The organism is Stutzerimonas sp. KH-1, from assembly GCF_054483855.1.
This window is the reverse complement of the sequence record NZ_CM137011.1, coordinates 4,748,483-4,770,624: the sequence shown is the minus strand read 5'-3', so window position 1 is coordinate 4,770,624 and position 22,142 is coordinate 4,748,483. Positions and strand designations below refer to the sequence as shown.

Genomic DNA, 22,142 nt, shown 5'->3' with positions numbered 1-22,142 from the left:
AGCAAATCGCCAGCATTCTACCGACGGGGGCGGAACGGAATAGAGAGCCCGTGCACGCATTGGCTTTGCACAAAATGAAAATCTTTCGCATTATTAGGCGCTTCCGAGCAGCACTCTGCTTCGTTCACCCGCACGCAAAGGAATCCGCACATGCTACGCACTCCCACCTGGGCAACCGCCAGCCTTCTCGCCGTGGCTATTTCGCTCGCCGGTTGCGGCGAGGACAAGACGCCCACGAACCAGACGGCGGCCCCGCAGGCGACAACCGAGTCAGTGCCTGCCGAACAGGCAAAGACGCTCGACGAAAAAGCCGCCAAGGCCGTCGTGGCTCATTACGCCGACCTGGCGCTGGCCGTGTTCAGCGATGCTCATGCCACCGGCGTGAAGCTGCAGGAAGCGGTCGACAGCCTGCTCGCCAATCCCAGCGAAGAAACGCTACAGGCGGCCCGTGAGGCCTGGCTGGCAGCCCGGGTGCCATACATGCAGACCGAAGTCTTCCGCTTCGGCAACGCGGTGGTGGACGACTGGGAAGGTCAGCTCAACGCCTGGCCGCTCGACGAGGGCCTGATCGACTACGTCGAGGGCGACTATCAGCATGCCCTGGGCAACCCGGGCGCGACGGCGAACATCATCGCCAATCCGGAACTACAGATCGGCGAAGACAAGATCGATACGAGCGTGATCAACGGTGAGCTGCTGGCCAGCCTCAACGAGCTTGCCGGCTCGGAGGCGAACGTCGCCACCGGTTACCACGCCATCGAATTCCTGCTCTGGGGGCAGGACCTCAACGGTACCGGCCCAGGCGCCGGCCAGCGCCCATATACCGACTACGTCGAGGGCGAAGGCTGCACCGGTGACAACTGCGACCGCCGTCGGACCTATCTGAAGGCAGCGACCGACCTGCTGGTCAGCGATCTACAGGACATGGTCGAACAGTGGCAGCCGGGCGCCGAGAACTACCGCGCCAACCTCGAGGCAGAGTCCGCCGAGAATGGCCTGCGCAAGATGCTGTTCGGCATGGGCAGCCTGTCGCTCGGCGAGCTGGCGGGCGAGCGTATGAAGGTCGCACTGGAGGCGAACTCCACCGAGGACGAGCATGACTGCTTCAGCGACAACACGCATAACTCGCATTTCTTCAATGCGCGTGGTATCCGCAACGTCTATCTGGGCGAGTACAAGCGCATCGACGGCACCACGCTGACCGGCCCGTCCCTCGCCTCCCTCGTCCAGGACGCGAGCCCGGAAGTGGACAGCACGCTGAAGACCGACCTGGAGAGCACCGAAGCCAAACTGCAGGTGCTGGTGCAGAGCGCTGAGGATGGCGAAGCCTTCGATCAGCTGATCGCGCCGGACAATGCCGAAGGCCAGGAAAAGGTCCGCAACGCCATCGCCGCTCTGGTCAAGCAGACCGCATCGATCGAACAGGCCGCCGCCGCCCTCGGCATCAGCGACCTCAACCCCGATACGGCCGATCACGAGTTCTGATCGCTCAGCCCTGGCGCGACGCTTTGTCGCGCCAGGGCTTCTCCCTTCAGCGCTGCGGGACAGGCCTTCCGCGCAAATGCAAATCCCTCTTATTTCAAGTCGATTAGCCTGCTAAGATTGCGCGGCTTAATTCACCGCTGTGCAGGTATTTCCGATGCGCCCGTTGGTCCGCGGCCTCCTCCCGTTGCTGGTTCTGGCTCTGGCCGCCTGTAGCAACGACGAAACTCCCAGTTTCACACAGGCCGAGCCCGGCGAAGCCCTGTCCGCGGGCAATGCCACCGTGATGAAGTTCGACCACAACGCCTTCTCCATGCCCGCTGCGAATCTCGCGCCGATGCGCCGGCTCGACTTCAGTGTCGGCAACAGTTTCTTCCGCAATCCCTGGGTCATCGCGCCGTCCTCCACCACCGCGCGCGACGGACTCGGCCCGCTGTTCAACACGAATGCCTGCCAGAACTGCCATATCAAGGACGGCCGTGGCCATCCGCCCGCGGAAGACGCAGCCAGCGCGGTTTCAATGCTGGTGCGCCTGTCCATCCCGGCGGGTCCCGAGCATGCCGAAGTCGTCCGCGAACGTGGCATCGCCCCGGAGCCGAGCTACGGCGGTCAGCTGCAAGACATGGCGGTGCCCGGAGTCGCCCCCGAAGGCAAGGCTCGCCTGCGTTATTCGACCGAGCGGGTACGCTTCGCCGATGGCACCGAGGTGGAACTGCGCAAGCCCGAGGTCGAGCTGAGCGAGCTGGCTTACGGCGAGATGCATCCAGACACCCTTGTGTCGCTGCGCATCGCACCGCAGATGATCGGCCTCGGCCTGCTCGAAGCCATCCCCGAGCAGGCGCTGCTGGCCAATGCCGACCCGGACGACCGCAACGGTGACGGCATCTCCGGGCGCCCCAATCGGGTTTTCGATCAGACCACCCGGGAGACCGTGATGGGTCGCTTCGGCTGGAAGGCCGGGCAACCGAGCCTCAATCAGCAGAATGCCGACGCCTTCTTCAACGACATGGGCTTGTCCACCAGCCTCTTCAGCGGAAACAGCTGCACGGAGCGCCAGACCGATTGCCTGGCGATGCCCCACGGCGGCGAGCCGGAAGTCAGCGACAACATCCTTGCCCAGGTGCTGTTCTACACGCGCAACCTCGGCGTGCCGGCGCGGCGCAACGTCGACGATCCCCAGGTCCTGGCCGGCAAGACGCTGTTCCACCGGGCCGGCTGCCAAAGCTGCCATGTGCCGCAGTTCACCACCGCAGCCGACGCGGCGGAACCGGAGCTGGCCAACCAGCTGATCCGCCCATATACCGACCTGCTGCTACATGACATGGGCGAACGCCTGGCCGACCATCGTCCCGAGTTCGAGGCCAGCGGTCGCGAGTGGCGCACCCCACCGCTCTGGGGCATCGGCCTGACCCAGACGGTCAGCGACCACAGCCAGTTCCTGCATGACGGCCGCGCCCGCAACCTGCTCGAAGCGATACTCTGGCACGGTGGCGAGGCGGAGAAAGCACGCCAGGTCGTGCTCGGCTTCGACCAGCAGGAGCGTGACGCGCTGCTGAGCTTCCTGGAGTCGCTCTGAGTCTCCAGATCTAACATTCAGCCGGGCTTGCGTATCGCTGCAGGCCTGCAAACCGGCTCCGCCAAAGAGGACACCATGATCCGTTCGAATTCCTTGCGCATCGCCAGCGGCGGATTGCTCGCCGCGCTCCTGCTGAGCGCCTGCACCCCGGCCGATCCGCAAGTGGAAACCAGCAAGGCGCTGGCCGATGACGTGCTGCTACCCGCCTACACCCAATGGTCGGAAGTGGATCGTCGCCTCGCGGCGAGCGCCATCGCTTATTGTGCCGACAACCAGACGCTGGAGGAGGCGCGCGAAGCCTTCGTGCACGCCCAAACAGCCTGGGCGGGCCTGCAACCCCTGCTGATCGGCCCGCTGGGCGAGGGCAATCTGGCCTGGCAGGTCCAGTTCTGGCCGGACAAGAAGAACCTGGTCGCGCGTCAGGTCGGCGCCCTGCTCGAAGCCAAACCCGACCTCAGCCAGGCCGACCTCGACAATGCCAGCGTAGTGGTCCAGGGACTGAGTGCCTACGAATACATCCTGTTCGACCGCAGCATCGATCTGAACGACCAGGCCACCAAGGCCCGGTATTGTCCGCTGCTGGCGGCTATCGGCGAACATCAGCAGAAACTCGCCGCGGGCGTGCTGCAGCGCTGGCAGGACAAGGACGGCATGGCCGACCAGCTGCGTAGCTTTCCCAACGAGCGCTATGCCGAACCGAACGAGGCCATTGCCGAGCTACTGCGGATACAGGTCACCGCCCTCGATGGCCTGAAGAAGAAACTCGGCGCGCCCCTTGGCCGGCAGTCCAAGGGTCATCCGCAGCCCTACCAGGCCGAAGGCTGGCGTAGCGACACGACGCTCGGCAGCATTGAGGCCGCGGTCAAGGGCGCCGAGCGTTTGTGGTCAGGCGCCGAGCAGAACGGGCTGCGCGCGCTGTTGGGCCAAGAGCAGAGCGAACTGGCTGCACGTATCGATGCCAGCTACGGCGAGGTGCTGCAGCAGCTGGCAAGCCTGAAGCAGCCGTTCGGCAAGTTGCTCGCCGAGCAAGAGGGTCGAGCACAACTCGACGAGCTGTACGCGCGAATCGACCGTTTGCACCGCCTGCATCAGCTGGAGCTGGCCCGCGCGCTAGGTGTGCAGATCGGCTTCAACGCCCACGACGGAGACTGAACATGAAGCGTCGAACCCTGCTCGGCCTCGGTGGTGCCATGCTGGCCGCCGGCGGAATTGCCGGCTGGTCGCTGACGCGTAACGGCAGGCAACCGGTGCTGCTCTCGGCCCGTGATGGCAATGACGGCCAGCACTACGCCGTCGGCTATCGGCTCGATGGCAGTCAGGTGTTCGCCACCCCGGTCGCCGAACGCTGCCACGACGTCTATCCGCACCCCTACCTGCCGCTGGCGGTCTTCGTCGGCCGCCGCCCGAGCCGCGAGAGCTACCTGATCGACTCACGCGACGGGCAGCTCTTGCAGGTGCTGGTCTCGCCGAAGGATCGCCATTTCTACGGCCACGGTGTGTTCCATCGCGACGGCGAATGGTTCTACGCCACCGAGAACGACACCGCCGACCCAGGCCGCGGAGTACTCGGTGTCTACCGCCTGGACGGCCGGCAGCTCGTGCGGGTCGGCGAACATGCCACCCATGGCATCGGCCCGCACCAACTATTGTGGATGCCCGACCACGAAACCCTGGTCATCGCCAACGGCGGCATCCGCACCGAGGCCGACAGCCGCGAGATGATGAATCTCGACGCCATGGAGCCGAGCCTGGTGCTGCTGCGCCGCGATGGCAGCCTGGTGAGCAAGGAACAGTTGCCCGAGCAGATGAACAGCGTGCGTCACCTCGCGGTTGCGGCGGACGGCACCATCGTCAGCGGCCAGCAGTACGAAGGCGACGCCATGGACCGCATCCCGCTGTTGGCGATCAAGCGTCCGGGTCAGCCGTTCCAGCATTTCCCACTCGGCGAGGCGCAGCGGCAGAGCATGAACCAGTACACCGCGAGCCTGGCCATTCACGATGAACTACGCCTGCTGGCCGTCACCGCACCGCGTGGCAACAAAGTGTTCTTCTGGGACCTGGACTCCGCAGAGCTGCGTCAGGAGACCCATCTGCCCGACTGCGCGGGTGTCGCTGCAGTTACCGAAGGCTTCGTCGTCAGCTCCGGACAGGGCCGCTGCCGCCTGTTCGACTGCCGGGGCGCGCATATCGTCAGCAGCCACCTGAAAATGCCGGCCGGGCTCTGGGACAACCATTTGCGCATCGCCTAGCTCAAGAAAAACGTCCCCCGGCCGATGATGCTGGGCAACGGCAGGGATGCTCATTGACGTTTTCTCAAATGACGAGACCTTGCCCATGCTTCATAAATCCCTGCGCGCGCAGATCCTCGCGCTGATCGGCGGCAGCTTGCTGCTGACCCTCCTCATCGCCCTAGCCTGCATTCGCCTGCTCAGCAACAACATCGACCACTTCCAGACGCTGCTCGACGGCCCGCTGGCCGAAGTGCAGCTGATCGACGAGGCCAACCTCGAGTTCAAGGTGCAGGTCCAGGAATGGAAGAACGTACTGCTGCGCGGCAAGCAGCCCGAGCAGCGCAACCGCTACTGGAGCCAGTTCGAGGCCCAGGAAGCCAAGGTACAGAAGATTCTCGGCGACCTGCTGGTATTGAGCGCCGATGAGCCGGAGTTGGCCAAGCAGATCGAGAGCCTGCGCGGCGAGCACCGCACTCTCGGTGCTGCCTATCGCAAGGGCCTGGATGCCTACATTGCCGCCGACAGCGACCCGCTCGCCGGGGACGCCGCGGTCGCCGGTATCGACCGGGCGACCAGCGCTCAGCTGAGCGAGCTGGTCGAACAGCTGGGAGACGCCGCCGCGCAGCGCTCGGAGACCATCCGTGCCGACGCACAGAGCACCGCATCCTTCGGCCCGATCATCATGATCCTCGCCAGTGTGGTGGTGGCGCTGTTCAGCCTGTGGCTGGTCAATCGCCGGATCATCGAACCGATTCGCAACCTGATCGAGCACATCGCGCGCCTCAGCCAGGGCAAGTTCGCCGATCGCGTGGATGCCAGCCGCAGCGACGAACTGGGCCGCCTCGCCGCCGCCGCCAACGTGCTGCGCGACTTCCTCGCCGATACCTTCACCCGCCTGCAGCAGAGCACCTCGAATCTGGACAGTGCCAGCGGCGAGCTGAACGCCATCGCCAGGCTGATGGCCAACGGCGCCCGCGAGCAGTTCTCGCGTACCGATCAGGTCGCCACGGCGATGCACGAGATGTCCGCGACCGCTCAGGAAGTCTCCCGGCATGCCGCCGAAGCCGCGCAGGCTGCCGACGACGCTGACCATTCCGCCCAACAGGGTGAAGCGGTGATGCGCGGCACCATCGCCACGATCACCGATATGAGCAACGAGATCGCCAGCACGGCAGACGTCATCCGCCGCCTGGAGGGTGACAGCGGGCGCATCGGCAAGGTGCTGGAAGTGATCCGCGGCATCGCCGACCAGACCAACCTGCTCGCGCTCAATGCCGCCATCGAGGCCGCTCGCGCGGGCGACGCCGGCCGCGGCTTTGCCGTGGTCGCCGACGAGGTACGCACGCTGGCCCAGCGCACCGCGGAATCCACCGCCGAAATCCACCAGATCATCGACACCGTGCAGACCGGCGCGAGCAACGCCGTGCGCGCCATCGAGAGCGGCCAGGCGCGCAGCGAACAGGGCGTCGGCCAGGTGACCGAAGCAGGCCAGATGCTGCAACGCATCACTGAAGCGGTCGAAGCGATCCGCGACATGAACCGCCAGATCGCCACCGCAGCCGAGGAGCAGACCGCCGTGGCCGAGGATATCTCGCGCAACCTCACCGAGATCACGTCCATCGCCACCACCAACCAGCAGAACGTCGAACGCACCGAAGCCGCCAGCCAGAACCTGCACGGATTGTCGGCGCAGCTCACAGAGGTTACCCGCCGCCTCGCAGGCTGACGATCAGCGGGGCGGCTCGACAGTCTGTCGCCCGCCCCGCATTTCAGCAGTCCTGCGCCCTCTCTCCCCCTTTACTTGCCTCCGATTCGGGGCTAAGTTCCTCCCTCCCCGGTCCGGCTGCGCCAGTGCAGCCATCGTCCAAGCGACGATGACCGGACGTTCGAACGGCTGCCTCGATCACGGCAGTAGACAGCCGGCTCACATCTCCAAGGAAATCGGAAAATGTTGCGCCGCATGCTGTTCATGCTGGGCGCGGTGGTCGTCGTCGTTGCGATCCTCGCCGCCTTCAAGTTCAACTCGATCTACCAACAGATTCAGCAGTTCCAGGCGCCCAAGCCAGCGATCAACGTCGAGGCGGAAGTAGCCCGACGCATGGACTGGCAGAGCCGCCTGCCGGCGATCGGTACGCTCAAGGCATCGCAGGGCATCGACCTCAGCGTCGAGATCGCCGGCACCATCAGCGACGTGCAGTTCCAGTCCGGCGAGAAAGTCAGCAAGGGCCAGGCCATCGTGCTGCTGGACAGTGAAGTGGAGCAGGCCAGCCTGGCCAGCGCCGAGGCCGACCTGAACCTGTCCCGCCTGGAGTTCCAGCGCGCCCGCAGCCTGCTCGACCGCCAGGCCATTTCCCGCAGCGAGTACGACCGCCTCAACGCACAGTCGCAGAAGGCCGAGGCCAGCGTCGCCCAGTTGCGCGCCAGCCTGGCGAAGAAGCGTGTGCTGGCGCCCTTCTCCGGCACCATCGGCATCCGCCAGGTGGATGTCGGCGACTACCTCGCCGCCGGCACGCCGATCGCCACGCTTCAGGACCTGTCCACGCTGTACGTCGACTTCTTCCTGGCCGAACAGCATGTGCCGCTGCTGGCACTCGGGCAGAAAGTGCAGCTGCGCGTGGCGGCCTACCCGAACGAGCGTTTCGAAGGCGAAATCACCGCGCTGAACCCGAAGGTGGAAACCACAACGCGCAACGTGCAGGTGCGCGCTGAACTGGCCAACCCCGACGGCCGCCTGCTGCCCGGCATGTTCGCCGACCTGCAGGTGCTGCTACCGACCGAAACCGCGCAAGTGGTGGTGCCGGAAACCGCCATCACCTACACCCTGTACGGCAACTCGGTACTGCTGGTCACCGAAGGCACGCCGCCGGAGGGGGTCAGCAGCGACGAGCCGTACCTGGTAGTCGAGCGCCGTTTCGTCAGCACGGGGGAGCGTCGCGACGGCCTGGTGGTCATTCTCGACGGCCTGGAAGGCGGCGAACAGGTGATCACTGCCGGCCAGCTCAAGCTCGACAGCGGCACCCATGTCGCTATCGCCGAGAGCCGCACGCTCAAGCTGGACGGCGCCGAGCCGGCGTCCGAATAAGCGGCCTGCCGCTCCGGCGGTAGCGCCACATCGAACAGTTCCAGGGACTTGCCCATGGCCTTCACCGATCCCTTCATCCGCCGCCCGGTACTGGCGAGCGTCATCAGCCTGCTGATCGTGCTGCTCGGCATTCAGGCCTTCAACAGCCTGACCATTCGCCAGTACCCGCAGATGGAAAGCGCGCTGATCACGGTGACCACCGCCTACCCCGGCGCCAACGCCGAAACCATTCAGGGCTACATCACCCAGCCGCTGCAGCAGAGTCTGGCCAGCGCCGAAGGGGTGGACTACATGACCTCGGTCAGCCAGCAGAACGCCTCGGTGATCTCGGTCTATGCGCGTATTGGCGCCGACACCGATCGTCTCTACACCGAGCTGCTCAGCCAGGCCAACTCGGTGAAGAACCAGCTGCCGCAAGATGCCGAGGACCCGGTGCTGAACAAGCAGGCGGCCGACTCCACCGCGCTGATGTACATCAGCTTCTACAGCGACCAGCTGAGCAACCCGCAGATCACCGACTACCTGTCGCGGGTCATCCAGCCCAAGCTGGCGACGCTGCCGGGCATGGCCGAGGCGGAAATCCTCGGCAACCAGGTGTTCGCCATGCGCCTCTGGCTGGACCCGGTAAAGCTCGCGGCCTATGGGGTTTCCGCCAGCGACGTGAACGAGGCGGTGCGCAAGTACAACTTCCTCTCGGCGGCCGGCGAAGTGAAGGGCCAGTACGTGGTCACCAGCATCAACGCCGACACCGAGCTGAAGACACCGGAAGCGTTCGCCGCCATCCCGCTCAAGACCCAGGGCGACAGCCGCGTCCTGCTGGGCGACGTGGCACGGGTGGAGATGGGCGCCGAAAGCTACAACTCGATCAGCTCGTTCGACGGTATCCCCTCGGTCTATATCGGCATCAAGGGCACGCCCAGCGCCAACCCGCTGGACGTGATCAAGGAAGTGCGCGCGGTCATGCCGCAGATCGAGGCGCAGCTGCCGCCGGGCCTGAAGGCGACCATTGCCTACGACGCCACCGAGTTCATCCAGGCCTCCATCGACGAGGTGGTTAAGACCCTGGCCGAGGCCGCGGTGATCGTCATCGTCGTGGTCTTCCTGTTCCTCGGCTCACTGCGCACGGTGCTGATCCCGGTGGTAACCATCCCGCTGTCGATGATCGGCGTGCTGTTCTTCATGCAGGCGATGGGCTACTCGATCAACCTGCTGACACTGCTGGCCATGGTGCTGGCGATCGGCCTGGTCGTGGACGATGCCATCGTCGTGGTGGAGAACATCCACCGACACATCGAGCAGGGCAAATCGCCGTTCCAGGCGGCGCTCGACGGCGCCCGGGAGATCGCCATGCCGGTGGTCTCGATGACCATCACCCTGGCTGCGGTCTATGCACCCATCGGCTTCCTGCAGGGGCTGACCGGTGCGCTGTTCCAGGAGTTCGCCCTCACCCTGGCCGGCGCCGTGCTGATCTCCGGCGTGGTGGCGCTGACGCTGTCGCCGATGATGTGCTCGAAGCTGCTGCGCCACGAAGAGAACCCCAGCGGCTTCGCCCATCGCCTGGACGAGCTGTTCGAGCGCCTCAAGCAGCGCTATCAGCGCGCCCTGCACGGCACCCTGAACACCCGCCCGGTGGTGCTGGTGTTCGCCGTGCTCGTGCTGGCGCTGATTCCGGTGCTGCTGATGTTCACCGAGAGCGAGCTGGCGCCGGAGGAGGACCAGGGCATCGTGTTTATGATGGCCAGCGCACCGAAGACCGCCAACCTGGACTACCTGAACGCTTATACCGATCAGTTCCTGGAGATTTTCCAGAGCTTCCCGGAGTACTACTCCTGGTTCCAGATCAACGGCTTCGACGGCGTGCAGAGCGGCATCGGCGGCTTCCTGCTCAAGCCCTGGGACGAGCGCGAGCGCTCGCAGATGGAAATCCTCCCCGAGGTCCAGGCCAAGCTCGATCGCCTGTCCGGCCTGCAGATCTTCGGTTTCAACCTGCCTTCGCTGCCCGGCACCGGCGAAGGCCTGCCGTTCCAGTTCGTGATCAATACCGCCAACGACTACGAGACGCTATTGCAGGTGACCGAGCGCATCCGCAAACGCGCCGAGGAGTCCGGCAAGTTCGCCTTCCTCGACGTGGATCTCGCCTTCGACAAGCCAGAGATCGTGGTCGATATCGACCGCGAGAAAGCCGCGCAGATGGGTGTTTCCATGGAAGACCTGGGTCTGACCCTGAGCACCCTGCTCGGCGAAGGCGAGATCAACCGCTTCACCATCGAGGGCCGCAGCTACAAGGTCATCGCCCAGGTCGAACGCGCCTACCGCGACAACCCCGACTGGCTGAGCAACTACTACGTGCGCAACCAGCAGGGCCAGATGCTGCCGCTGTCGACCTTGATCAAGGTGCGCGACCGCGCCCGGCCGACTCAGCTCAAGCAGTTCCAGCAACTCAACGCCGCGATGATCCAGGGCTTCCCCATCGTCAGCATGGGCGAGGCGATCGAGACGCTGCAGGGGATCGCCCGCGAGGAAGCGCCGGAGGGTTTCAGCTTCGATTACGCAGGCGCTTCGCGCCAGTACATTCAGGAAGGCAATGCGCTGTACCTGACCTTCGCGCTGGCATTGGCGGTGATCTTCCTGGTCCTGGCCGCGCAGTTCGAGAGCTTCCGCGATCCGCTGGTGATCCTGGTAACCGTGCCGCTGTCGGTCTGCGGCGCGCTGGTGCCGCTATTCCTCGGCTTGTCGAGCATGAACATCTATACCCAGGTGGGCCTGGTGACGCTGATCGGCCTGATCAGCAAGCACGGCATCATGATCGTCGAGTTCGCCAATCAGCTGCGCCGTGAACAGGGCCTGAGTCGACGCGAGGCAGTGGAAGAAGCAGCGGCGATTCGCCTGCGGCCGGTGCTGATGACCACCGCGGCGACGGTGTTCGGCATGGTGCCGCTTATCATCGCCAGTGGGGCCGGTGCGGTCAGCCGGTTCGACATCGGCCTGGTGATCGCCACCGGCATGTCGGTCGGCACGCTGTTCACGCTGTTCGTGCTGCCTGCCGTCTATGAACTGCTGGCCAGGCCGGACAAGGCACCGCTACCGGCTAGCGCGCCTGGCATCGCCTGACGCCAGAGGCGTTAGCGCATGCCTTGTGACAGGCCGTAGAGAAGCAAGAGCAGATCCTGATCGGGACGCACCGCCTCGAAGCGGGACTTGCCGCCTGGCGGCAACGGGCAGTAGCTGCGGCTTTCGCTGCTCTGCACCAGTGTCGCTCCGGGCTCATTCCATGCCGCTACGCAAAGCGTGGTCACTCCGAGCGCGCCGATGAGGAACAATCCTCGAGCGATTTCCAGCTTCATGGTGTAAACCCTTGATTAGGCGGTGGTTAACTGACCGTAGCTCAGCTAGTTAATTCCTGCGTTGTTTTTGACGAACGGTCGAGGATGCACTGAACGGCACGCAAAAAAAACCCCGCACGAGGCGGGGTTCTTTTTATGGTGCCAAGGGGCCGGTCGGCTTACATCATGCCGCCCATGCCACCCATGCCGCCCATGTCCGGCATAGCCGGGGCCGGCTTGTCTTCTACCACTTCGGCAACCATGGCTTCGGTGGTGACCATCAGACCGCCGATGGAGGCAGCAGCCTGCAGCGCGGAACGGGTGACCTTGGCCGGATCGAGGATACCCATCTCGATCATGTCGCCGTAGGTGTCGGAAGCGGCATTGAAGCCGTAGTTGCCCGAACCCTGCTTGACCTTGTCAACCACCACGCTCGGCTCGCCACCGGCGTTGGAGACGATCTGGCGCAGCGGCGCTTCGACAGCGCGACGCAGCAGCGCGATACCGACGTTCTGGTCTTCGTTGTCGCCCTTCAGCTCGGAGATGGCCTGCAGAGCGCGCACCAGGGCAACGCCACCGCCAGGCACCACGCCTTCTTCGACGGCTGCACGGGTGGCGTGCAGGGCGTCTTCGACACGGGCCTTCTTCTCTTTCATCTCGACTTCGGTACCGGCACCGACCTTGATCACGGCAACACCGCCGGCCAGCTTGGCCAGACGCTCTTGCAGCTTCTCTTTGTCGTAGTCGGAAGTGGTGTCTTCGACCTGCTTGCGGATCTGCGCAACGCGGGCTTCGATATCAGCCTGGGCGCCAGCGCCGTCGATGATGGTGGTGTTTTCCTTGTTCAGCACGACGCGCTTGGCGTTACCCAGGTGCTCCAGGGTAGCGGTCTCCAGGCTCAGGCCGACTTCTTCGGAAATCACGGTACCGCCAGTCAGGATGGCGATGTCCTGCAGCATGGCCTTGCGGCGATCGCCAAAGCCCGGGGCCTTGACTGCAGCAACCTTGACGATGCCACGCATGTTGTTGACCACCAGAGTCGCCAGGGCTTCGCCTTCGACGTCTTCGGCAACGATCAGCAGCGGGCGACCGGCCTTGGCAACGGCTTCCAGCACCGGCAGCAGTTCGCGAATGTTGGAGATCTTCTTGTCGACCAGCAGCAGCAGCGGGCTGTCCAGCTCGGCGACCATGGTGTCCGGCTTGTTGATGAAGTAAGGCGACAGGTAGCCGCGATCGAACTGCATGCCTTCGACGACGGACAGCTCGTTCTCCAGACCCGAACCTTCCTCGACGGTGATCACGCCTTCCTTGCCAACGCGCTCCATGGCCTCGGCGATGATGTCACCGATGGAGGAGTCGGAGTTGGCGGAGATGGTGCCGACCTGGGCGATGGCCTTGGAATCGGTGCACGGCTTGGCCAGCTGCTTCAGCTCGGCGACGATGGCAATGGTCGCCTTGTCGATGCCGCGCTTCAGATCCATCGGGTTCATGCCGGCAGCGACGGCCTTCAGGCCTTCGTTGACGATGGCCTGGGCCAGCACGGTAGCGGTGGTGGTGCCGTCACCGGCCTCGTCGTTGGCCTTGGACGCAACGTCCTTGACCAGCTGGGCGCCCATGTTCTCGAAGCGATCCTTCAGCTCGATTTCCTTGGCGACGGAAACGCCGTCCTTGGTGATGGTCGGAGCACCGAAGCTCTTCTCCAGCACCACGTTGCGGCCTTTCGGGCCGAGGGTCGCTTTTACCGCATCAGCCAGGACGTTCACGCCGACCAGCATTTTCTTGCGTGCGGAATCGCCGAATTTGACTTCTTTAGCAGCCATGTTGATTGATCCTCAATTCTTGAATTATCGATGGAGATTCGCGGGTGATCAGGCTTCGATGACAGCGAGGATTTCGTTCTCGCTCATCACCAGCAGGTCTTCGCCGTCGACCTTGACGGTATTGCTGCCGGAGTAAGGGCCGAAGACCACCTTGTCACCAACCTTCACGGCCGGAGCGCGCACTTCGCCGTTGTCCAGCACACGGCCGGTACCCACAGCAACGACTTCGCCACGGTTCGGCTTTTCGGCAGCGGAGCCCGGCAGGACGATGCCGCCTGCGGTCTTGGTTTCTTCTTCGCTGCGACGAATCACGACGCGGTCATGCAGAGGACGAAGCTTCATTGTCGATCTCTCCTAGTAGAGTGGTTCCATGCCGATGACCCTTCATCGGCGGGTTGGGCAAATCCGGCGGTGCCGGTTGCGGCCCGCAACGCGAGCCGCAGAAGACGGACTGTCGAACACGACAGCGACCTTGCGGTGTCCGCTACATGCGGGCGTTCAAGAGCATTTCAAGGGGCGCGGATGAAATTTTCATGGCTATAAATGCAAACCGGCATGCCTGCTGGCATGCCGGTCTTCGAGCGAACGGATCATTTGTCCTGATCGCGCCGCTCCCATTCGCCTTCGATCACATTCGGCCGCTGCGGGTTGGACCGCGCCTGCAAGTCATCGGCAAAGGCGCGCTGGCGGCGCACCTGCGCCTCCATGCGCCGGTTGATCTGACGGAAGAGGAAGTTGCGGGTCGGCGGGAACAGCACGATCAGCGCCAGCACGTCGCTGATGAAGCCGGGCAGGAATAGCAGCCCGCCGCCGATAGCCATCATCAGACCCTGCAGCATCTCGCGCTCGGGTAGCTCGCCGCGCGCCAGGCGCTCGCGGGCACGCCAGGCGGTGGCGAAACCGGCCAGACGCAGCAGCAGGACACCGGCGATGCCACTGAGCACCAGCAGCAGGATGGTGGCCAGCGCGCCGATGGAGCTGCCGACCTTGATCAGCACATACAGCTCGGCCAGCGGAAACAACAGAAACAGCACAAAAAAGATTCGCATCGATGGTCCTTGGCGGAAGATCAGCTTCCAGTCCTCTGTAGATGGCGGCATCCCGGGTCTAATTCAACCCAGGTGAAAAAAGCCCTGTAACCGGATTATGCGCGGCGCCGCTGAAGCCAAGCTGAATCACCTCAGCGACGCGCCATCGCCACCAACGCCTGCCGCACCGCCCCGGGCGTCGCGCAGGGTTCGGGGAAGGCTAGCCAATGCAGCGCCTGGCCGATGCGCAGGTGGAAGCCTTCGCTGTCGATGCCGGTCATCCGCGCCGCGGATTCGCGCGGCAGCCCGGCCTGTTCGACATAATGCGCGATGGCCGCGGCATGATCGTCATTCATGTGCTCGACCATGCCCCGCTCCACCTCGCCGTTCCCCGCCGCGAAGGGGTTGGCCAATGCGACCTGATCCAGCCAGTGGATCGCACCGAAACCGCCGATGTAGCGCCAGCGCACCGGTTCCAGCACCCAGAAGTCGAAGTCGTGTACGCGGTGGTAATCCTTCGATTCGGGGAAGTAGCTGTAATAACGCTGGGCAGCAGCCTCGACCGTCGCTGCGTCTTCGAGCTGGCGGGCCTCGGCCAGCAGCGTGAGCCGACCCGCTGCCTGCACGTCCTCGGCGGAGCGCTCGCCGACCAGCAATGAGCAGCGCCCGTCGGCCTTGAGGTTGCGGGTGTGCTGGGCAATCCGGCTGATGAGGATCAGCGGCCAGCCATTGGCGTCCAGGCAGTACGGCACGACCGAGCCGAACGGAAAGCCGGGCATGGCCTGGGAATGGGTGGAGAGCACACCGCGGTATTCCTTGAGCAGGAGTTGTCGGGCATGCTTGCGGGCTTCGGCGCTCACCTGTGGCTCCTCGAGACGGGTCCGGGACGACGGAGCGCCCAGCATAACGATTTCCCTGGCGGGCGTCGTTCCCGCCTTACAAGGACAACAGGAGGCGCGCATGCAACTGCAAGACAAGGTCATCATCGTCACTGGCGGTGGCCAGGGCCTCGGCCGGGCCATGGCCGAGTACCTGGCGAGCAAGGGCGCGCGACTGGCGCTGGTGGACCTCAACCAGGAGCGTCTGGACGAGGCCGTCGCCGCCTGCAAGGCCGCCGGCGGCGACGCACGCGCCTACTTGTGCAATGTCGCCAACGAAGAGCAGGTCAGCGACATGGTCACGCGTGTGGCCGAAGACTTCGGCGGCCTGCATGGCCTGGTGAACAATGCCGGCATCCTGCGCGACGGCCTGCTGCTCAAGGTCAAGGACGGCGAGATCAGCAAGATGAGCCTGGCGCAGTGGCAGGCGGTGATCGACGTCAACCTCACCGGCGTGTTCCTCTGCACCCGCGAAGTCGCGGCGAAGATGGTCGAATTGAAGAGCGAAGGCGCGATCATCAACATCTCGTCGATCTCCCGCGCGGGCAACATGGGCCAGACCAACTACTCCGCGGCCAAGGCCGGCGTGGCCTCGGCCACCGTGGTCTGGGCCAAGGAGCTGGCGCGCTACGGCATTCGCGTGGCAGGCGTGGCGCCCGGCTTCATCGAGACCGAGATGGTCGCCAGCATGAAGCCCGAAGCCCTGGAGAAAATGACTTCCGGCATTCCGCTCAAGCGCATGGGCAAGCCGGCGGAGATCGCCCACTCGGTGGCGTACATCTTCGAGAACGACTATTACACCGGCCGCATCCTCGAACTGGACGGCGGGCTGCGTCTCTGATCGTGGTGTCAGAGCCAAAGAAGAAAGGCAGCCAGATGGCTGCCTTTCTTATATGCACACCGGATCGATAAGGCTTACCAGCCCACGCCGAAGCCGATGCTGTAGCGGGTCTCGTCGAGATCGTTGTCGGCACCGCTGATGATGTCCTTCTCTGCCTTCATGTTCAGCGAAGCCCAGTCGGTCACCTTGTAACGCAGGCCGACCTCAGCATCGAGCGCGTAATCGGCCACGTTCTCCAGCGGCTTGCCGAGTTCACCGGTACTGAACAGCTCGAAGGTCTTGCCCACCAGGTAGCGGTTGTAGTCCCACTTCATCGCCGCCAGGTAGAAGTTCTCCTTGTCGCCGTCGGCAAACTCGTAGTCGCTACGGTTGATCAGCCCTGCCAGGGAGAAGGCGCCCAGCTCGTTGTCCCAGAACTGGTAACCAGGACCGGTACCGATGGTGCGCTGACGGCGCACATCCTCGATCTGGTCGCGCTTGTAGCTCAACCGCCCCTGCCAGAACCAGTGCTGATCGAGGAAGCGGTCCAGCGCGTACTCGGCATCCCAGTTGTCGGTGACCGTCACGCCGTCGCGGTACTCGCGGTTGTAGTTGCCGGTGCCGTTGTGGCGCCACAGCCCGTGCCGCGCCTTGGTGTCGAAGGAGACGTCATAGTCATCCGTATCGGTTTCGGCACGCTTGTAGTCCATCGCCATATCGACGTTGCCGCTCCAGGTGAAATCCTGAACCAGCGGTTTGGGATGGATGATCTGGGTGATGCTCGCCAGCTCCACCGTGCGCGGCGCGGCACCGTTGGCGATGACGACCTTGCCCTCGTCGGCTGCCTGCAGCGATTGCGCGACCTCGCCGGTCACGTCGTCCTGCTTGATCAGCAGCTTCTGGTCGCTTTCCAGCGTGGCGATCTTGCTCCACTTCAGCGGAATCGAACCGCCATACTCGGTTTCGATGAGCAGCTTGCCGCCGTCGAGCACACTGATCTTGCCAGTCAGGCGATCGCCATTCTTCAGCCATACGGTGTCGGCGAACGATGGCAGAGCCAGAGCGGAAAGGGTCACGCAAAGCAGGGTTCTGGGGAACATACGGGTATTGAAATCAGGTCTGGGTCGGTTGAAAGGCTGGCATTATCCCTATGCGTCTAACCACAGCAAGCACAGACCGCCGAACGGAACCCGAGTTCTCCGGCCCGTCGATTTACCTCCCCGGAAGCCCCAGCATGAATGACCACGCACCGCTGCTGCCGCCGTCCGCCGACGCTGAAACGCGCCGAGCTGCCGTCTATCTGGTGATGTCGCAAATCCCGCCCGGCAAGGTGGTGAGTTATGGCGAGCTGGCCGCCATGGCGGGGCTCGGCCGGGCTGCACGTTGGGTCGGTCGGCTGATGTCGCAGCTGCCCGACGACACCACACTCCCGTGGCATCGAGTGATTGCCGCCGGCGGCCGCCTCAGCCTGCCAGCCGGAACAGCAGCAGGTCACGAACAGCGGATGCGCCTGCGGGCAGAGGGCCTGACCATCGTCAACGACCGAGTGGACATGCGTCGGCATGGCTGGCATTCGACGGAGCACAGCGGTTAGAGTGCGCCCTTCGTCCAATCCGTGCAGAACCTCGATGTATGTCCCGTGAAACCTGGCGCGATGCGCTAGCCGCCTACGCCAGTCCCGCTACGCTAGCCCTGCTGTTGCTGGGTTTCGCTGCGGGTCTTCCCGCCGTTCTGGTGTTCTCCACACTGTCGGTATGGCTGCGCGAAGCGGGCGTCTCGCGGGAAACCATCGGCTTCGCCAGCTGGATCAGCCTGGCCTACGCCTTCAAGTGGGTGTGGTCGCCGATGCTAGACCAATGGCGGCTGCCCTGGATCGGCGCATTGGGCCGACGCCGCTCGTGGCTGGTGCTGTCGCAGGCATTGATCGCCGTCGGCCTGATTGGCATGGCCCTTTGCAACCCGCAGCACAACCTGACGATGCTCATCGCCCTGGCGGTGGTCGTGGCATTCTCGTCGGCCACCCAGGACATCGCCATCGACGCCTATCGCCTGGAGATCGTCGAGGACAAGCTGCAGGCGACCCTCGCCGCCAGTTACATGACCGGCTATCGCATCGCCATGCTGCTCGCCAGCGCCGGCGCCCTCTTCCTCGCCGAATGGCTGGGTTCGAGCAGCCTCGACTACAACCAGGCGGCCTGGACCACGACCTATTTCGTCTTCGCGCTGCTGATCCTGCCCGGCTTGATCACCAGTCTGGTGATCCGCGAGCCGGACGTAGCCGCGCCACTGCCCAACGAGCCCTCGCGCTACACCTTCAATCATCAGCTGGCCGCGGTCGGCCTGCTGCTGGTGCTGCTGGTCTCGGTGCCGGCGATGATCAATGCGCTGATCGCCCAGGCCTGGCCGCGCGCCACGCTCTACGCACTGTTCATCCTCGGCAGCGTATCGCCGGTGGGCCGCGCGCTGTTCGTCCCGGTACGGCATATCTTCAGTCAAGCCAAGCAACGCCAGCGACCGGTGCGCTTCGACTTCGCCCACCAGGCCGTGTCGGTAATCGTGCTGATCATCCTGATGGTTTCCACTACCGGCATGTTCCAGTCCTACTGGGGCGGCTACTGGCCGCGCGGCACCATGTACCTGCTGATCTGCTGGGGCTGCCTGTCGGCCCCAGGACGCATCCTGATGGGGCCGGTGCTGACGCCGATCACCGATTTCATCGTGCGCTACCGTTGGCAGGCGCTGCTGTTATTGGGGCTGATCGCCACCTATCGCATGTCGGATACGGTGATGGGCGTGATGGCCAACGTGTTCTACATCGATCAGGGTTTTTCCAAGGACGAGATCGCCAGCGTCAGCAAGCTGTTCGGGCTGGTGATGACGCTGCTGGGAGCGGCCTTCGGCGGTTTGCTGATCGTGCGTTTCAGCATCCTGCCGATCCTGTTCATCGGTGGCGTCGCCTCCGCGGCGACCAACCTGATGTTCATGCTGCTGGTGGAGATGGGCGCGAACCTGAACATGTTGATCGTCACCATCTCCTGCGACAACTTCAGCGGCGGCCTCGCCTCCACCGCCTTCGTCGCCTACCTGTCCAGCCTGACCAACCTGAAGTTCTCGGCCACCCAGTACGCGCTGCTGAGTTCGCTCATGCTGTTGCTGCCCCGTCTGCTGGGTGGCTACTCCGGGGTCATGGTGGAACACCTCGGGTACAGCGACTTCTTCCTGGTCACCGCGTTGCTCGGCGTGCCGACGCTGATCCTGATCGCCTGGCAATGGAGCCGAGACCGCCAGCAACCCGGCGAGGCGCAGCGCGAAGCAGCCTCGGAACAGTCCTGAGGCGACCAGCAGAAACGACGAAGCCGGCAGATGCCGGCTTCGCTTCGTTTAGGCAAGACTTCAGCTCTGAACCAGGTGCACCACGCGCTGCGGAAACGGAATGCCGATCCCAGCAGCGTCGAAACGCTCCTTTACCAGTTCGGTGAAGCCAAAAGTCACCGGCCAGAAATCGCCGGTCGCGACCCACACCCGCAACGACAGATTGACCGAGCTGTCACCCAACCCGGTGACGAACACCACCGGCTCGGGATCGCGCAGAACACGCTCATCCTGCGCGATTTCCAGCAGGATCCGCCGTGCCAGCTTGATGTCCGCGCCGTAGTCGATACCGACGTTGATATCGGCACGGCGCCGCGGCTCGCGGGAGTAGTTGGTGATATGCCCGTTGGATAGAGCACCGTTGGGCACCACGATGGTCTTGTTGTCGGCGGACTTGAGCACCGTATGGAAGATCTGAATCGAATCGACGGTGCCTGCTACGCCCTGGGCTTCAATCCACTCGCCGACCCGAATCGGGCGGAACAGCAGGATCAGCACGCCGCCGGCGAAGTTCGCCAAGCTGCCCTGCAGGGCCAGACCGATGGCCAGGCCGGCAGCACCGATCACGGCGATGAACGAAGTGGTTTCCACCCCGATCATCGAGGCCACACTGACCAGCAACAATACCTTGAGGATGATACCGGCCAGGCTGCCTATGAAACCGTGCAGGGTCGGATCCACCTTGCGCCGCTGCAACAGCGCGCTGACCTTGGCGGTCAGCGTATTGATCAGCCACCAACCGAATAGAAAGGTCAGCAATGCCAGCGTCACCTGGGCGCCGTATTGCAGAACGACCGGCAGCCAGGCTTCGGAGAGATCGACCAGATAGTCGATAGAGAGGTCCATGCAGAGATGCTCCTTCAAGAATCGGTGCCGGCGGGCCGGGCACCGAGAACAGCGGGGTTGTTGCGTGCGCCGAAGCGCGGCGGGAATCAGTCGCGGAAGTTGTTGAATTGCAGCGGCATGCCGAACTCGTGTCCGCGCAGCAGGGCGATGGCTTCCTGCAGGTCATCGCGCTTCTTGCCGGTAACGCGCACCTGCTCGCCCTGAATGGCGGCCTGTACCTTGAGCTTGGCGTCCTTGATGTGCGCGACGATCTTCTTCGCCAGCTCCTTGTCGATGCCTTCGCGCAGCGTCACTTCCTGCTTCGTGGTCTTGCCGGAGGCATAGGGCTCTTTGACTTCCAGGCACTGGATATCGATCTTGCGTTTGACCAGGCTCAACTTGAGAATCTCTAGCATCTGCTCCAATTGGAACTCGGCTTCTGCCGTCAGCTGCACGGTCAGGTCCTTCTGCTCGAAGCTGCCTTTGCCACGCAGGTCGTAGCGACGATCGAGTTCCTTGATCGCGTTGTCGATCGCGTTGGTGACTTCGTGCTTGTCCAGTTCGGACACCACGTCGAACGAGGGCATGGGATTCCTCCACTATGTAGCGCGACGGGCCGCATGAGCCGAGCGCGCGTGTCTTGACGGTTAAGAAAGCGCGGTCATTATAACGCTTCGACGTTTCAGCGCCCGCCCCTACGGAGTGACAGGACGTCCCCCTCCAACTGATTGAGCTTGCCATGCCCAACCCCCACCTGAGCATCCTCGTGGTCGATGACGCCAAGTTCTCCAGCGTCATGATCGGTCGTGCCCTGAGCAAGGCCGGCTACCAGGATATCCGCTTCGCCAGCAGCGCCGCTGACGCGCTGACGCAGCATGCGCAACGTCCTGCCCACGTACTGTTGGCCGACTGGCTGATGCCGGAGATGGACGGCCTCGAGCTGACCGGGCAGATTCGCCAACGCGACGCCCTGAGCGGCCACTACAGCTACGTCATCCTGCTCACCGGGCGCGACAGCGAGAATGCGCTCGGCCTGGCATTCGACCATGGCGTCGACGATTTCATCAGCAAGTCGGCAATGAACGAGCAACTACTGCCGAGAATCTTCGCTGCCGACCGGCTATGCGCCTCGCTGCAGCAGCTGAAGCAGGAGAACCATCAGCTGGCCGAAAGCGTCGCCAGCCTCGAGGAACAGAGCCTGCACGACCCACTGACCGGGTTGGGCAACTGCCGCTATCTACAGCAGCGCTTGGCCGCCAGCCTGCGGCAAATGGAGAATCGTGGTACCGCGCTGTACTACCTGCAGATCGGCCTGCCGGACGCGGATGCACTGCGCGAACGTTACGGAAAGCCCGTCTATGCGGAAATCCTCTGTGCCATCGGTGCTCGCCTGCAGCAGCTGGTCCGCCCACTGGATGTGGTGTGCCGGATCGACGAGCAACAGTTCGGCCTGCTGGCGCTGGTCGATGATCTGAAGGGCTGTTCGCCGAGCAGCTTCAAACGCCTGCACGAGGGTCTGAACCTGCGCGCGCTGAAGACCAGCGAAGGCTTCATTTCGATCAAGGCAGGCATCAGCCTGATCAGCCTCGATGCCGACGCGCTCCCGGTCACACCGCAGGCCATCATCGAACGTGCCGCTGCGCTGCTGCCGAGCGCCTACAGCACGGGCCGTATTGTCCCCTTCCGGCTCAAGCAGTCGGCATGA

General features: G+C 64.0%; 19 protein-coding genes. 11 read left to right on the top strand and 8 right to left on the bottom strand.

From position 1 onward, the window contains the following. Positions 1-150: 150 nt before the first annotated feature. The 7 genes from ACX1DW_RS22685 (at position 151) to ACX1DW_RS22655 (ending at position 11,482) form a co-directional block, all read left to right on the top strand. On the top strand, positions 151-1,485 hold the full coding sequence (locus ACX1DW_RS22685; protein WP_458992445.1) for an imelysin family protein: 1,335 nt from the start codon (positions 151-153) through the stop codon (positions 1,483-1,485). A gap of 154 nt (positions 1,486-1,639) precedes the next feature. Continuing rightward, a complete protein-coding gene (locus tag ACX1DW_RS22680; RefSeq protein WP_458992444.1) occupies positions 1,640-3,058 on the top strand; it encodes a di-heme oxidoreductase family protein in 1,419 nt (472 codons plus the stop codon). Positions 3,059-3,133: 75 nt separating this feature from the next. Continuing rightward, positions 3,134-4,210, top strand: a complete 1,077-nt coding sequence (locus tag ACX1DW_RS22675) for an imelysin family protein (RefSeq protein ID WP_125869065.1) — start codon at positions 3,134-3,136, stop codon at positions 4,208-4,210. 2 nt (positions 4,211-4,212) lie between these two features. Further along, a complete protein-coding gene (locus ACX1DW_RS22670; RefSeq protein WP_458992443.1) occupies positions 4,213-5,307 on the top strand; it encodes a DUF1513 domain-containing protein in 1,095 nt (364 codons plus the stop codon). Between the two features lie 85 nt (positions 5,308-5,392). Then, a complete protein-coding gene (locus ACX1DW_RS22665; protein WP_152481652.1) occupies positions 5,393-7,015 on the top strand; it encodes a methyl-accepting chemotaxis protein in 1,623 nt (540 codons plus the stop codon). A 222-nt stretch (positions 7,016-7,237) separates the two neighbouring features. Further along, a complete protein-coding gene (locus ACX1DW_RS22660) occupies positions 7,238-8,371 on the top strand; it encodes an efflux RND transporter periplasmic adaptor subunit (RefSeq protein ID WP_125869063.1) in 1,134 nt (377 codons plus the stop codon). Positions 8,372-8,425: 54 nt separating this feature from the next. Then, positions 8,426-11,482 (top strand): multidrug efflux RND transporter permease subunit, encoded by a 3,057-nt coding sequence (locus ACX1DW_RS22655; protein ID WP_458992442.1) that lies wholly within the window; start codon positions 8,426-8,428, stop codon positions 11,480-11,482. Between the two features lie 11 nt (positions 11,483-11,493). On the opposite strand, the gene ACX1DW_RS22650 is transcribed toward ACX1DW_RS22655, so the two are convergent. The 5 genes from ACX1DW_RS22650 to ACX1DW_RS22630 all read right to left on the bottom strand — a co-directional run bounded on the left by ACX1DW_RS22650 (position 11,494) and on the right by ACX1DW_RS22630 (position 15,402). Further along, on the bottom strand, positions 11,494-11,715 hold the full coding sequence (locus ACX1DW_RS22650; RefSeq protein WP_049326101.1) for a hypothetical protein: 222 nt from the start codon (positions 11,713-11,715) through the stop codon (positions 11,494-11,496). Between the two features lie 158 nt (positions 11,716-11,873). After that, positions 11,874-13,514 carry a chaperonin GroEL gene (gene groL, locus ACX1DW_RS22645; RefSeq protein ID WP_102839768.1) on the bottom strand — a complete coding sequence of 547 codons (1,641 nt, stop codon included), beginning with the start codon at positions 13,512-13,514 and terminating at the stop codon, positions 11,874-11,876. Positions 13,515-13,562: 48 nt separating this feature from the next. Beyond that, on the bottom strand, positions 13,563-13,856 hold the full coding sequence (locus ACX1DW_RS22640; protein ID WP_011914234.1) for a co-chaperone GroES: 294 nt from the start codon (positions 13,854-13,856) through the stop codon (positions 13,563-13,565). Between the two features lie 248 nt (positions 13,857-14,104). Further along, positions 14,105-14,563, bottom strand: coding sequence for an FxsA family protein (locus ACX1DW_RS22635; RefSeq protein WP_063540069.1), 459 nt, complete (start codon positions 14,561-14,563; stop codon positions 14,105-14,107). A 131-nt stretch (positions 14,564-14,694) separates the two neighbouring features. Then, a complete protein-coding gene (locus ACX1DW_RS22630) occupies positions 14,695-15,402 on the bottom strand; it encodes a HugZ family pyridoxamine 5'-phosphate oxidase (RefSeq protein ID WP_458992441.1) in 708 nt (235 codons plus the stop codon). 100 nt (positions 15,403-15,502) lie between these two features. Here ACX1DW_RS22630 and ACX1DW_RS22625 point away from each other — a divergent pair, with 100 nt between their 5' ends. Beyond that, complete coding sequence (locus ACX1DW_RS22625) at positions 15,503-16,261, top strand: SDR family oxidoreductase (protein ID WP_110776127.1); 759 nt, start codon at positions 15,503-15,505, stop codon at positions 16,259-16,261. A gap of 74 nt (positions 16,262-16,335) precedes the next feature. On the opposite strand, the gene ACX1DW_RS22620 is transcribed toward ACX1DW_RS22625, so the two are convergent. Further along, a complete protein-coding gene (locus ACX1DW_RS22620; RefSeq protein ID WP_458992440.1) occupies positions 16,336-17,340 on the bottom strand; it encodes a DUF481 domain-containing protein in 1,005 nt (334 codons plus the stop codon). A 134-nt stretch (positions 17,341-17,474) separates the two neighbouring features. On the opposite strand from ACX1DW_RS22620, the gene ACX1DW_RS22615 reads away from it, so the two are divergent. After that, a complete protein-coding gene (locus ACX1DW_RS22615) occupies positions 17,475-17,834 on the top strand; it encodes an MGMT family protein (protein ID WP_084904868.1) in 360 nt (119 codons plus the stop codon). A gap of 38 nt (positions 17,835-17,872) precedes the next feature. After that, the gene (locus tag ACX1DW_RS22610; protein WP_110776126.1) at positions 17,873-19,573 is read left to right on the top strand and encodes an AmpG family muropeptide MFS transporter; all 1,701 of its coding nucleotides are present in this window, start codon (positions 17,873-17,875) and stop codon (positions 19,571-19,573) included. Positions 19,574-19,633: 60 nt separating this feature from the next. On the opposite strand, the gene ACX1DW_RS22605 is transcribed toward ACX1DW_RS22610, so the two are convergent. Continuing rightward, on the bottom strand, positions 19,634-20,458 hold the full coding sequence (locus tag ACX1DW_RS22605) for a mechanosensitive ion channel family protein (protein WP_458992439.1): 825 nt from the start codon (positions 20,456-20,458) through the stop codon (positions 19,634-19,636). An 86-nt stretch (positions 20,459-20,544) separates the two neighbouring features. Continuing rightward, positions 20,545-21,024, bottom strand: coding sequence for a YajQ family cyclic di-GMP-binding protein (locus tag ACX1DW_RS22600; protein WP_063540074.1), 480 nt, complete (start codon positions 21,022-21,024; stop codon positions 20,545-20,547). A 152-nt stretch (positions 21,025-21,176) separates the two neighbouring features. Here ACX1DW_RS22600 and ACX1DW_RS22595 point away from each other — a divergent pair, with 152 nt between their 5' ends. Continuing rightward, positions 21,177-22,142 (top strand): GGDEF domain-containing response regulator, encoded by a 966-nt coding sequence (locus ACX1DW_RS22595; protein WP_079329198.1) that lies wholly within the window; start codon positions 21,177-21,179, stop codon positions 22,140-22,142.

Bases quoted from the DNA above. Each gene is read 5' to 3' on its own strand.
- ACX1DW_RS22610 (WP_110776126.1), top strand. From the start codon at position 17,873: ATGTCCCGTGAAACCTGGCGCGATGCGCTAGCCGCCTACGCCAGTCCC.
- ACX1DW_RS22620 (WP_458992440.1), bottom strand. From the start codon at position 17,340: ATGTTCCCCAGAACCCTGCTTTGCGTGACCCTTTCCGCTCTGGCTCTG.
- ACX1DW_RS22600 (WP_063540074.1), bottom strand. From the start codon at position 21,024: ATGCCCTCGTTCGACGTGGTGTCCGAACTGGACAAGCACGAAGTCACC.
- ACX1DW_RS22650 (WP_049326101.1), bottom strand. From the start codon at position 11,715: ATGAAGCTGGAAATCGCTCGAGGATTGTTCCTCATCGGCGCGCTCGGA.
- ACX1DW_RS22640 (WP_011914234.1), bottom strand. From the start codon at position 13,856: ATGAAGCTTCGTCCTCTGCATGACCGCGTCGTGATTCGTCGCAGCGAA.
- ACX1DW_RS22660 (WP_125869063.1), top strand. From the start codon at position 7,238: ATGTTGCGCCGCATGCTGTTCATGCTGGGCGCGGTGGTCGTCGTCGTT.
- ACX1DW_RS22615 (WP_084904868.1), top strand. From the start codon at position 17,475: ATGAATGACCACGCACCGCTGCTGCCGCCGTCCGCCGACGCTGAAACG.
- ACX1DW_RS22625 (WP_110776127.1), top strand. From the start codon at position 15,503: ATGCAACTGCAAGACAAGGTCATCATCGTCACTGGCGGTGGCCAGGGC.
- groL (WP_102839768.1), bottom strand. From the start codon at position 13,514: ATGGCTGCTAAAGAAGTCAAATTCGGCGATTCCGCACGCAAGAAAATG.
- ACX1DW_RS22675 (WP_125869065.1), top strand. From the start codon at position 3,134: ATGATCCGTTCGAATTCCTTGCGCATCGCCAGCGGCGGATTGCTCGCC.
- ACX1DW_RS22680 (WP_458992444.1), top strand. From the start codon at position 1,640: ATGCGCCCGTTGGTCCGCGGCCTCCTCCCGTTGCTGGTTCTGGCTCTG.
- ACX1DW_RS22605 (WP_458992439.1), bottom strand. From the start codon at position 20,458: ATGGACCTCTCTATCGACTATCTGGTCGATCTCTCCGAAGCCTGGCTG.
- ACX1DW_RS22595 (WP_079329198.1), top strand. From the start codon at position 21,177: ATGCCCAACCCCCACCTGAGCATCCTCGTGGTCGATGACGCCAAGTTC.
- ACX1DW_RS22635 (WP_063540069.1), bottom strand. From the start codon at position 14,563: ATGCGAATCTTTTTTGTGCTGTTTCTGTTGTTTCCGCTGGCCGAGCTG.
- ACX1DW_RS22685 (WP_458992445.1), top strand. From the start codon at position 151: ATGCTACGCACTCCCACCTGGGCAACCGCCAGCCTTCTCGCCGTGGCT.
- ACX1DW_RS22670 (WP_458992443.1), top strand. From the start codon at position 4,213: ATGAAGCGTCGAACCCTGCTCGGCCTCGGTGGTGCCATGCTGGCCGCC.
- ACX1DW_RS22655 (WP_458992442.1), top strand. From the start codon at position 8,426: ATGGCCTTCACCGATCCCTTCATCCGCCGCCCGGTACTGGCGAGCGTC.
- ACX1DW_RS22665 (WP_152481652.1), top strand. From the start codon at position 5,393: ATGCTTCATAAATCCCTGCGCGCGCAGATCCTCGCGCTGATCGGCGGC.